Source organism: Plantactinospora sp. ZYX-F-223 (assembly GCF_039649625.1).
Taxonomy (GTDB): Bacteria; Actinomycetota; Actinomycetes; order Mycobacteriales; family Micromonosporaceae; genus Plantactinospora.
In genome coordinates this window covers 23,460-36,770 of record NZ_JBDJAV010000015.1, presented here as the reverse complement: position 1 = coordinate 36,770, position 13,311 = coordinate 23,460, and the positions used below count along the sequence as shown (strand labels likewise).

The 13,311-nt window shown below is 74.3% G+C and carries 13 protein-coding genes; 7 read left to right on the top strand and 6 right to left on the bottom strand.

Annotation, left to right across the window (positions count from 1 at the left end):
* Positions 1 to 29: 29 nt before the first annotated feature.
* Positions 30 to 917 carry an A/G-specific adenine glycosylase gene (locus AAH979_RS16855; protein ID WP_346259055.1) on the bottom strand — a complete coding sequence of 296 codons (888 nt, stop codon included), beginning with the start codon at positions 915 to 917 and terminating at the stop codon, positions 30 to 32.
* Between the two features lie 156 nt (positions 918 to 1,073).
* On the opposite strand from AAH979_RS16855, the gene AAH979_RS16850 reads away from it, so the two are divergent.
* From AAH979_RS16850 to AAH979_RS16840, 3 genes are all read left to right on the top strand, one after another.
* Complete coding sequence (locus tag AAH979_RS16850) at positions 1,074 to 1,586, top strand: ACT domain-containing protein (protein ID WP_346259054.1); 513 nt, start codon at positions 1,074 to 1,076, stop codon at positions 1,584 to 1,586.
* A 618-nt stretch (positions 1,587 to 2,204) separates the two neighbouring features.
* Positions 2,205 to 2,762 (top strand): peptide deformylase, encoded by a 558-nt coding sequence (locus tag AAH979_RS16845; RefSeq protein WP_346259161.1) that lies wholly within the window; start codon positions 2,205 to 2,207, stop codon positions 2,760 to 2,762.
* Between the two features lie 138 nt (positions 2,763 to 2,900).
* Positions 2,901 to 3,578, top strand: coding sequence for a hypothetical protein (locus AAH979_RS16840; RefSeq protein WP_346259053.1), 678 nt, complete (start codon positions 2,901 to 2,903; stop codon positions 3,576 to 3,578).
* A gap of 69 nt (positions 3,579 to 3,647) precedes the next feature.
* On the opposite strand, the gene disA is transcribed toward AAH979_RS16840, so the two are convergent.
* The 4 genes from disA to AAH979_RS16820 form a co-directional block, all read right to left on the bottom strand.
* Entirely contained in the window at positions 3,648 to 4,829 is a 1,182-nt protein-coding gene (disA, locus tag AAH979_RS16835) for a DNA integrity scanning diadenylate cyclase DisA (protein ID WP_346259052.1), read from the bottom strand.
* A gap of 235 nt (positions 4,830 to 5,064) precedes the next feature.
* Positions 5,065 to 6,510, bottom strand: coding sequence for a DNA repair protein RadA (radA, locus tag AAH979_RS16830; protein ID WP_346259051.1), 1,446 nt, complete (start codon positions 6,508 to 6,510; stop codon positions 5,065 to 5,067).
* An 84-nt stretch (positions 6,511 to 6,594) separates the two neighbouring features.
* The gene (locus tag AAH979_RS16825) at positions 6,595 to 7,314 is read right to left on the bottom strand and encodes a hypothetical protein (RefSeq protein ID WP_346259050.1); all 720 of its coding nucleotides are present in this window, start codon (positions 7,312 to 7,314) and stop codon (positions 6,595 to 6,597) included.
* A 179-nt stretch (positions 7,315 to 7,493) separates the two neighbouring features.
* On the bottom strand, positions 7,494 to 8,333 hold the full coding sequence (locus AAH979_RS16820; RefSeq protein WP_346259049.1) for a UbiA family prenyltransferase: 840 nt from the start codon (positions 8,331 to 8,333) through the stop codon (positions 7,494 to 7,496).
* Positions 8,334 to 8,418: 85 nt separating this feature from the next.
* Here AAH979_RS16820 and AAH979_RS16815 point away from each other — a divergent pair, with 85 nt between their 5' ends.
* The 4 genes from AAH979_RS16815 to AAH979_RS16800 all read left to right on the top strand — a co-directional run bounded on the left by AAH979_RS16815 (position 8,419) and on the right by AAH979_RS16800 (position 12,310).
* The gene (locus AAH979_RS16815) at positions 8,419 to 9,162 is read left to right on the top strand and encodes a methyltransferase domain-containing protein (protein WP_346259160.1); all 744 of its coding nucleotides are present in this window, start codon (positions 8,419 to 8,421) and stop codon (positions 9,160 to 9,162) included.
* A gap of 46 nt (positions 9,163 to 9,208) precedes the next feature.
* Complete coding sequence (locus tag AAH979_RS16810) at positions 9,209 to 10,378, top strand: acyl-CoA dehydrogenase family protein (protein ID WP_346259048.1); 1,170 nt, start codon at positions 9,209 to 9,211, stop codon at positions 10,376 to 10,378.
* Between the two features lie 273 nt (positions 10,379 to 10,651).
* The gene (locus AAH979_RS16805; protein WP_346259047.1) at positions 10,652 to 11,782 is read left to right on the top strand and encodes a type III polyketide synthase; all 1,131 of its coding nucleotides are present in this window, start codon (positions 10,652 to 10,654) and stop codon (positions 11,780 to 11,782) included.
* Positions 11,783 to 11,818: 36 nt separating this feature from the next.
* Positions 11,819 to 12,310 (top strand): hypothetical protein, encoded by a 492-nt coding sequence (locus tag AAH979_RS16800; RefSeq protein ID WP_346259046.1) that lies wholly within the window; start codon positions 11,819 to 11,821, stop codon positions 12,308 to 12,310.
* Positions 12,311 to 12,365: 55 nt separating this feature from the next.
* Here AAH979_RS16800 and AAH979_RS16795 read toward each other — a convergent pair whose 3' ends face one another.
* Positions 12,366 to 13,148, bottom strand: coding sequence for a hypothetical protein (locus tag AAH979_RS16795; RefSeq protein WP_346259045.1), 783 nt, complete (start codon positions 13,146 to 13,148; stop codon positions 12,366 to 12,368).
* Positions 13,149 to 13,311: the final 163 nt, after the last annotated feature.

The window sequence follows — 13,311 nt, the reverse complement described above, 5'->3', positions numbered from 1 at the left end:
CCGGGCCGAATCCGTCTCCGTGGCGTGGACTATCCGTCAGTGCCCTCGCCGGCCAGCACACAGGTGTCGTCGACCATCTCGACCAGGCCGTCCTCGATCAGTCCGGCCAGGGCCCGGGAGCGTTGCAGGTCGTCCGACCAGACCAGGTCCAGCCGGGACCGGGGCACCGGGCCGGTCGTCTCGCGGAGTACGGCCAGCAGCTTGCCCCGGACCTGCCGGTCGGTGCCGGCGTACCGCTGCGGGCGGCGGGTCGGGCCGGACGGCGCGGTACGCCCCGACGCGCGCCAGGCGCAGCGGTCGGCCAGTGGACAGTCGGCGCACCGGGGTGCCCGGGCGGTGCAGACCAGCGCCCCCAGCTCCATGAACGCGGCGCTGGCCCGGGCCGCCCGCTCCGGTACCGCCGGCAGCAGCGCCTCGGTGGCGACCAGGTCGGCCGGACGGGTCGCCGGCCCCGCGTCCGGCTCTCCGGCGACGGCCCGGGCCACCAGGCGCCGTACGTTGGTGTCCACCACCGGGTGCCGCTGCCCGTACGCGAACGCCGCCACCGCCCGGGCCGTGTAATCGCCGACACCGGGCAGCGCCAGCAACTCCGCCAGCCCGGTCGGCACCTCGCCACCGTGCCGCGCCAGCACGGCCACCGCGCACTCGTGCAGCCGCAGTGCCCGTCGGGGATAGCCGAGCCGCCCCCACATCCGGATCGCCTCGGCCGGAGTGTCACCGGCCAGGTCCGCCGGCCGGGGCCACCGGGTCAGCCAGGCCCGCCAGGCGGGTAGCACCCGTACCACCGGGGTCTGCTGCAACATGACCTCGCTGACCAGGATCGGCCACGCCCCGATGCCGGGCTCCCGCCAGGGCAGGTCACGGGCGTTCTCGTCGTACCACCGGATGGCGTCGGCGGCGAGCTGCGTTGTCGACATGGCACCGTCGATCCTGTCATGCCGGCGCGGCGGGAGGCCGTGCCGGGCGCCGGCCCCGGAGGCCGTGCCGGGCGCCGGTTGTGGGTCCGTCCCGGAGCGTGGGCCGGATGCCGGGTCGGGCCGCGGACGGGGCGGATGATCGGGCAGACTGCCCGGATGAACGAGCTCGCGATCACCGTCATCGGTCCGGACCGGCCCGGCATCGTGGCCGACGTGACGGAGGCGCTCGCCCAGGTCGGGGCCAACCTGACCGACTCGACCATGACCCGGTTGCGCGGGCACTTCGCGATGACGCTGATCTGCGTCGGCCCGTCCGGTGCCGATGCGGAGGCCGCGCTGGCCCCGGTCGTCGCGGACGGCCCGCTGGTGGCGACGGTCCGCCAGGTCGGCGCCGAAGCGACGAGTACGCCGTTCGGCGAGCCGTACCTGATGGCCGTGCACGGCGCCGACCGGCTCGGCATCGTCGCCGCGCTGACCCGGGTACTCGCCGAGGCCGGCGGGAACGTCACCGACCTGACCACCCGGTTGACCGGTCCGCTCTACGTCCTCCTCGCCGAGGTGGAGCTGCGGCCGGATACGGCCGAGGAGGTCGCCGCCCGGCTGGCCGAGGTGGCCGCCGGGCTGGACGTGGAGGTCACCCTGCGGCGAGCCGACTCGGATCTGCTGTGACTTCCTCCCCGCCGTAGAGCTCAAGGGCGGAGAGTCCCTGGGGCGCCCCAGGGGGTTCCTGTTTCCCAGCCGACCGCAGAAGGGAGAACCCTTGCTGTCTTACGTCAGCTCCGCAGGCATCGCCGGGATGACTCCCGGCTACGGCTCGACCAGCCGCAAGGATGTTCTTGGCCGCGTGGTGGTCCCGAACCGCCGGGCGCCCGTCGGTCCTCGCGACGTACAGTGCGCCGTCCCGGATGCGGAAGGCGGAGCGGGTGTAGCGCGCCGACTGGCGGCCGCCGCGGGACTTGAAGCGCGGATAGCGGGCAGGGCCGGCGAAGAAGTTCGCGAACGCGGTGCGCTGGTGGGGCAGGGTCTGCTGCAACGGCACGGAGGAGACCTCGGACAGGAACGCCAGCTCGGCTGTCGGGTAGCCCCCGACACTTGTACGCCGTACGCACGTACGAAGCTCTCCCGAGGAGGGGCGTTGAGTAAGACGACACGCCGGAGGTCCCAGGCCGTCGCCTCCGGATCGTCCCGGCTCCGCCGGGCCGCTCCTGACGGAGTCCGGATTCCTCCCCGGCCTGAACGCCGGGACATCCTCCGGAGATTCTGGTGACGGCGAAGGACGATTCCGGGCTGGTTGAGGAGGGCGGCCTGGGCGACTGGAGACCCGAGCTGCTCGGCGACCAGGGCACGGTACGCCCGGTGGTGACCGCGCCGGCCGGCGTGTTGAGCCGAATCGGTGCCACCGTCGACCCCTGCGACGACGAGGTGGTGCGGCTCGCCGCCGACCTGGTGGCCACCATGCGGGTCTCACCCGGCTGCGTCGGCCTGGCCGCGCCGCAGATCGGGGTCGGGGCCCGGCTCTTCGCGGTGGACGTGACCGGGCATCCCAAGACCGTCACCTCGCACGGCACCTTCGTGCTCTGCAACGCCGAGGTCGTCGAGGCGAGTCGCTGGCGGCCGGGGCGGGAGGGCTGCATGTCGGTTCCCGACCTCACCGGCGACGTGAAGCGGGCCAGCCGGGTGGTGGTGCAGGGGGTCCTGCCCGGCACCGGGGCGGCGGTCCGGCTGGTCACCGACGGCTTCGAGGCGCGGGCGCTCCAGCACGAGATCGACCACTGTGCTGGCCGGCTCTTCCTGGACCGGGTGGCCGGCGCGCACGCGGTCTACCAGCGCAAGGTCTATCTTTGAGCGGCAGCGCCGACACGGCGTGCTGGGCCTCCGGCGCGTCGCGGGGGTCCGGGCCACGCGTGCCGATACGGTGAAACCATTATGCGTCTGACGGTTGGCCCCCTTCCGCCCGCCGTGTATTGGCGGCGTCGAGCCGTCGTGCTCGGCGCCATGTTGCTCTTCCTGATCGTGTTGCTCTACTCCTGCATCAACACAGGTGGGGCGGACGACTCCGGAAGGGGCAAGACAGCCAACCCTGGGCCGTCGCCCACGCTCACCCCACACGTCGACCCGTCGGCGTCCAGCCCTCCCGACTCGGGCGCCCCGGAGTCGGGTGCTCCGGGCGGCGGCGAGCCGTCCGACGTGCCTCCGGCGGACGGGGAGGACTCCGTCGAGCCGGCGGGCGGCGGTCAGGTGCCGACGGCACCGCCGCCGGTCGACAACGAGTGCACCGACCAGGAGATCTCGGTGACTCCGGTGCCCTCGCAGACCTCCGCGCAGCGGGGCGAGCCGATCGAGCTGCGACTCAGAATCAAGAACGTGTCCGACCGGACCTGCAACCGGAACGTCGGCGCCGACCTCCAGGAGCTCTACATCAAGTCCGGGGCCCGCAAGGTCTGGTCGTCGGACGTGTGCAACGCGGTCCGGTCCAACGACGTACGGCCGTTCCCGCCCAGCCACGAGAACGAATACACCATCTCCTGGAACGGGCGGGAAAGCTCCAAGTGCGCCAACCAGGTCGCCAACGGGCCCTATCCGGTGGCCGGCACTTACCAGCTCTTCGGTCGGCTCGGCAACAAGCTCAGTAACCCGGTCCGGATAACCATCACCGGCTGACCGGCGGCACCCTCCCGGCACCGCCGAACCGGCCGGTTCGGACGGTCCGACCGGTGCCGGCGGCCGGGGTCAGACGTAACGCTCCAGGATGGACGCTTCGGCCAGCCGGGACAGCCCTTCCCGTACGCCCCGGGCGCGGGCGTCACCGACCCCGTCGACGGCCTGCAGGTCCTCCACGGTGGCGCCGAGCAGCCGTTGCAGGCTGCCGAAGTGGCCGACGAGCCGGTCGACGACCAGCCCGGGCAGCCGGGGCACCTTGGCGAGCAGCCGGAAACCGCGCGGGCTGACCGCCGCGTCCAGCGCGTCGGAGGCACCCGGATAGCCGATCGCCTTGGCGACCGCGACCAGGTCGATCAACTCGGTGGCGGTGAGCAGGTCCAGCTCGACCAGCGCCTCGTCGAGGGTCCGGGCCTTGCGCCCGCTGGGCAGGTAGTCGCGGATCACCAGGGTCCGGTCGGCGTCCACCCCGGCCATCAGCTCGTCGAGCTGGAGGGCGAGCAGGCGGCCGTCGGTGCCCAGCTCCACCACGTAGCCGGCGATCTCGTCGGCGATCCGGCGGACCATCTCCAGCCGCTGCACCACGGCGACCGCGTCCCGTACGGTGACCAGATCCTCGATCTCCAGTGCGGAGAGGGTGCCGGAGACCTCGTCGAGGCGGAGCTTGTAGCGCTCAAGAGTGGCCAGCGCCTGGTTGGCCCGGGACAGGATCGCGGCCGAGTCGTCCAGCACGTGCCGCTGCCCGTTCACGTAGAGGCTGATGATCCGCATCGACTGGCTGACCGAGATCACCGGGAAGCCGGTCTGCCGGGCGACCCGCTCGGCGGTGCGGTGCCGGGTGCCGGACTCCTCGGTCGGGATCGACGGGTCGGGCATCAGATGCACGGCGGCCCGGACGATCCGGGTGCCGTCGCTGGAGAGCACCACAGCGCCGTCCATCTTGCACAGTTCGCGGACCCGGGTGGCGGAGAACTCGACGTCGAGCGGGAAGCCGCCGGTGCAGAGCGTCTCGACGACCCGGTCGTAGCCGAGCACGATCAGGGCGCCCGTCCGGCCGCGCAGGATGCGCTCCAGCCCGTCCCGCAGCGCCGTGCCCGGCGCCATCAGCGCCAGGTTGGCCCGCAACGGGTCGCCGGTCGGCCCCGTCCCGTTCATGGTCATGCCGACGCCGACGGGGCGGGCCGAGGTGCCGGCGCTGGTGCGGACAGGAGAAGCCGCGCTGGCGGTTCGGTTCGCGTCGCGGTCGATCGGCACTCGGACATTCTACGGACCGCCCTGCGTTCGGTGCTGTCGCGGTTACTGTGACGTGCCACTGTGCCTGCTTCCTCCCATCGGCGCGCCGTCGGTACCGTCTGGGACCCGCCGCGTATTGTCCAGTTTGTAGCTGATTGGCAAGCCTTGCCCGGCGTGACCGTCCCGCCTTGGCGCAGGTGGCAACGGCCGTAAGCATGCCACGCGCCGCCAGCCGCAGCACGGTGTGACCGTATGGTTACTCGGCCGACACCCGCGCCACGGACTGCAGCGCCGATCGTACGTCGGTGACTTCCATCACCCGCATGTTCTCCGGAGCCACCCCGCTGGCGCTCGGCCCGCAGCCCTGCGGCACCAGGGCGTACCTGAAGCCGAGCCGGGCCGCCTCGGCCAGCCGGCGGGGCACGGCGGCGACCCTGCGCACCTCACCGGTCAGCCCCACCTCGCCGATCGCCACCAGATCGGGTGCGATGGCCAGGTTGAGCCCGCCGGAGGCGACCGCCAGAGCGACGGCGAGGTCGGCGGCCGGCTCGACCACCCGGATCCCGCCGACGGTGGCGGCGAAGACCTCCCGGTCGTGCAGGGTCAGCCGCTCCGTCCGGCGTTGCAGCACCGCCAGCACCATCGCCAGCCGGGCGCTGTCCAGCCCGGAGACCGTCCGCCGGGGCGACCCGGCCACCGTGGCGCCGATCAGCGCCTGCACCTCGGTGACCAGTGCCCGCCGGCCCTCCATCGCCACCGTCACGCAGGTGCCGGGGACCGGGTCGGCGGAGCGGGTCAGGAACAGTCCGGAAGGGTCGGCGAGGCTGCTGATCCCGCCCTCGTGCATCTCGAAGCAGCCGACCTCGTCGGCGGTGCCGAACCGGTTCTTCACGCCGCGCACCATCCGCAGCGAGGAGTGCTTGTCACCCTCGAAGTGCAGCACCACGTCGACCAGGTGCTCCAGCACCCGGGGGCCGGCGACCTGGCCGTCCTTGGTGACGTGCCCGACGAGTACGGTCGCGATGCCCCGCTCCTTGGCGACCGCGACCAGAGCGGCGGTGACCGCCCGGACCTGGGTGACCCCGCCCGGCACCCCCTCGGTGCCGGGGGTGGAGACGGTCTGCACCGAGTCCAGCACCAGCAGGCCCGGCTTGACCGCGTCGAGGTGGCCGAGCACGGCGGAGAGGTCGTTCTCGGCGGCCAGATAGAGCTGTTCGTGCAGGGCGCTCATCCGCTCGGCCCGCAGCCGGACCTGGCTCACCGACTCCTCACCGCTGACCACCAGCGACGGGCTGCCGGCTCCGGCCGCCCACTGCTGGGCCACGTCGAGCAGCAGCGTCGACTTGCCGACCCCGGGCTCGCCGGCAAGCAGCACCACCGCGCCGGGCACCAGGCCGCCGCCGAGCACCCGATCCAGCTCGGGCACGCCGGTCGGGCGGGCCCGGGCCGGGGCGGCGCTGATCGTGGCGATCGGCCGGGCCGGCTCGGCGGGCGCCCGGGAACTCACCACCCGGCCCGAGACGGTGGGACCGGTGAGCGTCGACTCGACGACCGCGCCCCACTCGCCGCACTCGGGGCACCGGCCGACCCACTTGGGCGGTTGGTGCCCGCAGGCGTCGCACTCGTAGGCGGGGCGGGGGTCGCGGCTCGCGGCGCGGCCGCGCCCGGTGGCGGGGCGGGGCGTGGCTCGGCTGGTCGTCACCCGAGCACGCTAACCAATCCGTACGACGGAACCGGAACGACCCGGCCGGACGTCATGCCGGGCCGGGTCGTGACGTGCCGGGGCCTACTCGTGTTCCTCGCCCTCGCCGACGACCGGGGTACCGACCGGGGCCGGCGTGAACGGCACCGCGACCGGGGCCCGTACCGGCACCTGGGTGCCGCCGAAGTCGAAGGTCAGCTCGACATTGCCGCCCGGCGGCAGCGGCTCGGTCAGCCCGGAGAGCTGGAGCCAGTTGCCGACGGTCTTGTTCAGGATCACGAACCCGCCGGCCGGGATCCGGATCTCGGCCGGCAGCGTCGGGGACGCCGTGGGGGAAGGAGTGGCGGCGGCACCCTCGGTCGGGGTCGCCGACGGCGAGCCGCCCGGTTCCGGGCTGCCCGAGGTGGCCTCCGGCGAGGGGCTGCCGGTGGTCGGCGACGGGCTCGGCGAGACGGTGCCGGCCGGGGTCGGCGCGGCGGAGGCGCCGGCCAGCACCACCGAACGGGCACCGGCGGAGCTGATCCGCACCGTGACGGCCTCGCCGGAGTCGTTGTAGAGGCCGACGTTCATCGGCGCGTCGGCACCGGCCGGATAGCCCTGGGTGTTCAGGTAGTCGATCGACAGGTTGCGGACCTTGAAGGTGTTGTCGGCCGACTGCGCGTTGGTGCCGACGCTGGTGGGCACCTTGGCGGCGGTCTCGGCGATCTGGCCCGCACCGCACCCGGACAGCAGCAGGGTGGCGGCGGTGGCCGTACCGGCCAGCACCGCAGCGGCTCGCCGAGCCCCCCTGATCGAGCGCGTCACCTGGTCCTCCTCTGTGCGATCCCGGTCGCCGTCGCGATCCCCGGGTCGGCGGAACGGGCACCGTGGCCGTACCCGGGCCCAACGGGCTCCAGGGTAGTGGGCGGTGATCGGCTCGCGTACGCCGACCCGGTATCCCGGCCCGGCCCGCCCGGGCGGTACCGGCCGGCGGCGGGGGTGGGTCAGACCACCCGACCGCTGGTCACCAGCAGCACCACATCGATCAGCGCGACGAGCATGACGGCCCGGAAGACGGCCACCGGGCGGTCACCCCGGGCGGCGGCGGCCCGGCTGGCGTACCAGCCGAGCGCCGGGACCACGGCGGCGACCGCGACCGCCGTCAGGCCGGCCCAGGACGGCGGCCCGGGCGGCCCGACCACCAGGGTCGCGGTGGCCGCGAGCAGCAGCCCGGCGGCGGCCAGCCGGGAGCCGGCCGGGCCGAGCCGGTGCGGCAGGCCGCGCACCCCGGTCTGCTCGTCGTCGGCCAGGTCCGGCAGCACGTTCGCGAAGTGCGCACCGGCGCCGAGCAGCGCGCCGGCCGCGACCAGCCAGGCCGGCGGGGCCGGCGCACCGGGCAGTCCGAGTACGACGACCGCCGGCAACGTCCCGAACGAGACCGCGTACGGCAGCACCGAGAGCGGGGTGGACTTCAGCGGCCAGTTGTAGAGCAGCGCGGAGACCAGGGCGAGGGTGGCCGCCCCGGCGGCGGCGAGGTTGAGGGTGAGCGCGGGCAGCGGGGTGAGTACGGCGGCCAGCACCCCTGCCGTGCCGACCAGCCGCCGGCTGATCATGCCGCTGGCCACCGGCTTGTCCCGGCGGCCGACCGCGGCGTCCCGGTCGGCGTCGAGCCGGTCGTTGACCCAGCCGATGGCGAGCTGGCTGGCCAGCACGGTGAGGGCCACCGCCGCGATGCCGCCGGCCGGGTGGCCGACGCCCCAGGCGAGCAGGGCCGAGACGGTGGTCACCGCGACCGCCGGCTCGGGGTGGCTCGCCCGGACCAGCCCTAACACCACATGCGACATATGGGAAGTCTGGTTGTTACCGCTCGGTCGTGCCAGGCTCGATCACATGCGGACAGCGCGGACCAGGGCAGACGCCGAGGCCGTCGTGCCCGGCAGCCGGGTCCGCCGGCTGCCCCGCAACGATCCCCGGCAGTACGACGACCTCGCCGACCAGTGGTGGCAGCCGGACGGCGCCTTCGCGATGCTGCACTGGCTGGCCGACGCGCGGGCCGCGCTGGTGCCGCCGGCCGCCCGCCCCGGGGCGGTCCTGGTCGACCTCGGCTGCGGCGCCGGGCTGCTCGCCCCCCGGATCGCCGGCAAGGGCTACCGGCACGTCGGGGTGGACCTGGTCCGCTCCGCGCTCGCCCAGGCCGCCGCGCACGGGGTCACCCCGGTGAACGGGGACGCCGGGGCGGTGCCGCTGGCCGACGGCTGCGCCGACGTGGTGGCCGCCGGCGAGGTGCTGGAGCACGTACCGGACTGGCGGCGGGTGGTGGCCGAGGCGGCCCGGCTGCTCCGGCCCGGCGGCACGCTGGTGCTGGACACCCTCAACGCCACCGCGCTGAGCCGGCTGCTGGCGGTACGGGTGGCCGAACTCTTCCCCGGGGTACCGAGGGGGATCCACGACCCCCGACTCTTCGTCGACGCCCGGGAGCTGGTCCGCGAGTGCGCCCGGCACGGGATCGCGCTGCGGATCCGGGGCATCCGGCCGGCGGTCTGGGGGACGGCACGCTGGCTGCTGCGCCGGGCCGTCCGGCGCGTCGGCCCGGCCGGCGGGAACGCGCCACGGATCGTGCCGACCTGGTCGGCGGCGGTGCTCTACCAGGGGTGGGGTGCCAGGCAGGGGTAGGGCGGGCGACAGCACCGGCCGTCCGGCCGGTGCGGGAAGGACACGGATGACGGTGGACGCGCTCGCAGCGGCACGCCGGGTGGCGCCGAGATTCGCCGCCCGGGCGGCCGAACACGACCGGGACGGCACGTTCCCGGTCGACGACTTCGCCGACCTGCGGTCGGCCGGGCTCCTCGGGTTGATGGTCCCGCCGGGGCTGGGCGGTCTCGGGGCCAGCTTCGCCGGGTACGCGGCGGTCGCCACCGAGCTGGCCCGGGGCAACGGCGCGACGGCCCTGGTGTTCAACATGCACGCCTCGGTGACCGGTGCGCTCGGCGCGCTGACCGAGGAGCTGGCCGAGGCGCTCGGCGTACCGTCCGAGGCGCTGGCGGCCCGGGACCGGCTGCTCGCCGAGGCGGCGGCCGGCGCCTGGTACGCGGTGGCGATGAGCGAGCGCGGGGCCGGCTCCCGGCTGTCGAAGCTGACCACGACGTACGAGCCGGTGGACGGCGGCTACCACATCAAGGGGGCCAAGACCTTCTGTTCCGGGGCGGGGCACGCCGACGCCTACCTGGTGGCCGCCCGGAGCGTCGCCGACCAGTCGGTGGTGTCGCAGTTCCTGGTCCCGGCCGGGCCGGACGGGCTGCACGTCGAGCCGACCTGGGACTCGCTGGGGATGCGGGCCACCGCCTCGCACGACCTGCACCTGGACGTGACCGTGCCGACCGACCGGCTGCTCGGCGGGGTGGAGGGGCTGGCCCTGGTGGTCGCGCAGCTCATGCCGCACTGGCTGGTGGCCAGCTACGCGGCCGTCTACGTCGGGGTGGCCCGGGCGGCGATCGACGCCGCCGTCGAGCACCTGACCGCACGCGGGCTGGACGGCCTGCCGGCGGTACGTGCCCGGGTCGGCCGGGCCGACGCGGCCACCGCCGCCGCCCAGTTGGCGGTGACCGAGGCGGCCCGCCGGGTCGACGAGGCGCCGGGCGACGCCGAGACGAACCGTTGGGTGTGGCGGGCGAAGCTGCTGGCCGGGACGACCGCGGCCGAGGTGGCGGCCTCGATGGTGGAGGCGGCCGGCACCTCGGCGACCCGACGCGGCCATCCGCTCGAACGCCTCTACCGGGACGCCCGGTGCGGGTCGCTGCACCCGGCGACCTCGGACGTCTGCGCGGACTGGCTCGGCATCGCCGCGCTCGGCGGCGACCCGGACCGGGACGCCGCGACCCCCAGGTGGTGAGGCGGCCGGTGACTGAACCTTTTCCACCTGAACCGCGCGGCGTTCATACACCGCGTCCCCTTGCGGTCCGCGGACCGCAAGGGGAGGTTGAAAAAGGTTCAGTGGGTACCTGATGGTGCGCGAGCCGGCCGTCCGGCCACCACCGGTCGGGTCGGGCCGTACCGCGGTCGGGCGCGTTCGCCCTGGCGCGAGTCCCGAGGTCACGCTCGGGGGTTGGGCTCGGTGGGCGCGTGGAGCGTGCAGGGGTGCACGGTGTCGCGATCGGAGGACGGCATGGGAAGCGGAAGCGGGCGGGACGGCTCAGGGGTGATCGTCGGCGTGGGTGCGGCGCTGCCGCCCACAGCCAGCCAGCAGGAGCTGTGGGCGGGCTTCTTCGCGGGGCACTTCTCCGGGGCCACCCGGGCGCTCGCCGAGCGGATCTTCGCCAACTCCGGGGTACGGCACCGGCAGGCGGCGGTGAACCCGCTGCTGGAGGACGTCTCGGACTGGCCGACCGAGCGCCGGATGCGCCGGTACCAGATCGAGGCGCTGCCGCTGGGCAAGGAGGCGGTCGGCCGGGCGCTGACCGACGCCGGCCTGTCGGCGGGGGAGATCGGCCTCTTCGTGGTCTGCTCCTGCACCGGGTACGCCACTCCGGGGCTGGACATCCTGCTGGCCCGGGACATGGGGATGGCCCCGGACACCCAGCGCATGTTCGTCGGCCACATGGGCTGTTACGCGGCGCTGCCCGGGCTGGCCGCCGCGAACGACTTCGTCACCGCCCGGGGCCGCCCGGCGCTGCTGCTCTGCGCCGAGCTGACCAGCCTGCACATCCAGCCGTCGACGGCCCGGATGGACACCCAGCAGATCATCTCGCACGCGCTCTTCTCCGACGCCGCCGTCGCCGTCGTGGTCGCCCCGGGCAACGGTCCCGGGTACGCCGTCCGCGAGGTCACCGCCGTCACCGACACCTCGACGGCCGACCACATGACCTGGGAGCTGACCGACACCGGCTTCCGGATGGGACTGTCGCCGAAGGTGCCGCAGGTGCTCGCGGCGCACGTCCGTGACCTGGTCACCGACCTGCTGGCCCGGCACGGCCGGCGGATCTGTGAGGTGGACGGCTGGGCGGTGCACCCGGGCGGTCCCCGGATCCTCAACGTGGTGGAGACGGAACTCGGCCTGCCGCCGGAGGCGATGACCGCCTCCCGGGCGGTACTCGACGAGTACGGCAACTGTTCGTCGCCGACGTCCCTGCTCATCCTGGAACGACTTCGGCGGGCCGCCGTTCCACCCCGTACCGTGGTGATGCTCGCATTCGGACCCGGGCTGACCCTCTACGCGGCACTGCTGGACCGGCGGCCCGGGGCGGCACGGGCGGACGGCACGCGGCCGGCCCACGAGGTCGGCCGGGGTGGCTCCTAGGGAGATCTCCGCCGGACCGGCGGGAGGAGGCGACCGGTGCGCAGGGTGGCGTTGACGATGGCGGCGGTGCTGCTGGTCGGGATCGGCGGCTGGTGGTCGGTCCGGTCGGCACCGGAGCCGGCCCGGCCGGGGCAGACCCGGGTCGGCGCACCGGAGGTGGTGCCCGGGATCGGTGGGGCGGACCTGGCCACCGAGCGGAGTGGAGGTGCGGCCGGGCAGAGCCTGCCGCGATTTCCGGACACCGTCTGGCGGGAGACGGCGACGCTGAACCAGCGCCGGTTCGTCACCTGGTCGATCGACACCCGTCCGGGCGGACGCTACCTGCTCCAGTACGTCTGCCTCAGCCCGGGCGAGCTGCACATCCGGGTACTCCGGGGGGTGACGGGGAGCTGGTCGAAGTCGGTGAGCTGCCCGGGACCGTTCGGCAGTGTGCAGCTCGTCGCGGCCGGTGACGAACTGTCCATCGGCGCACGGCGGCTGAACCATCGCCACGTGGAGATCGCCCTGCAGGTGGTGGCACTGTCCTGACCGGCCTGACGGGAACGTGACGCGGTGCCGGCTCAGGCCGGTTCGGGTGGGCGGCTCAGGCGGCGGCCAGCAGGCGGGGCAGGTCGGCCTGGTAGTCGCCCGGCGAGCTGAGTTCCGGCACGGTCCGGAGGAGCTGCCCCGACCGGCTGGCCAGTACGGCGGCGGGTCTGCCCTTGCCGGCGCCCAGGCGCAGCGTGGCCCGCAGCTCGGAGGTCGGGTCGGTCAGGAAGCGCGGCACCCCGCCGCCGGGCGGCGGCATGGTCCGGGTGCCCGGTTCGGTCCGGCGGGTGCTGACCGCCACCACGGCGACCCCGGGTGGTACGGCCCGGACGGCGGCGTCGAGATGCTCGTCGCAGGCGCAGCCGTCGATGAGGATGATCACGGCGGGAAGCAGGCTCCGCAACGGGACCACCTGGCCGTTCTCGCCCACCAGGTCGAGCGCGGGCAGGGACCGCCCGGCGGGGGCCGTCGGGCTGCCCGGGTTCGTCGGGGTGCCCGGGTTGCCGGGGGTGCTCCGGCCGGTGGCGACCGGTCGGTGCGGGCTGGGCCAGGTGATGGCGAAGAGGCTGGTCAGGGTGGCCAGCAGGGCGACCGACATGATCAACAGGGAGAGTCTCAGCGGGGCGGGGCCGGCGGTGGTGGTGGGCAACCCGAGGCGCCTGCGCCACCCGTCGCGGCGAGCCTGGAGCCGCAGCTCGCGGCGGACCTGCGCGGCTTCCGCCGCCAGCTCGGCGGGATCGTCGGGGATGACGATCCGGCCCCAGTCGGCGGGCAGGTCGGGCACGCCGTCGAACGGGCCGTTGTCCGGACGGCCGTCGCCGTCCGCCGACGTGCTCATGGCGCACCCCCTGGCTGCTCACCTGAGGTGTGAATCGGGCTCCGCTCCAGCCTCCCCCACCAGGGGTCGTATCGCCAGTGGGCGGCGGTGCCGGGTGCCGAAGAGATATGCTGGGGGGACCGCAACGCCCTACATCCGATTTTTCCGATCCGCCTTGTCGGCC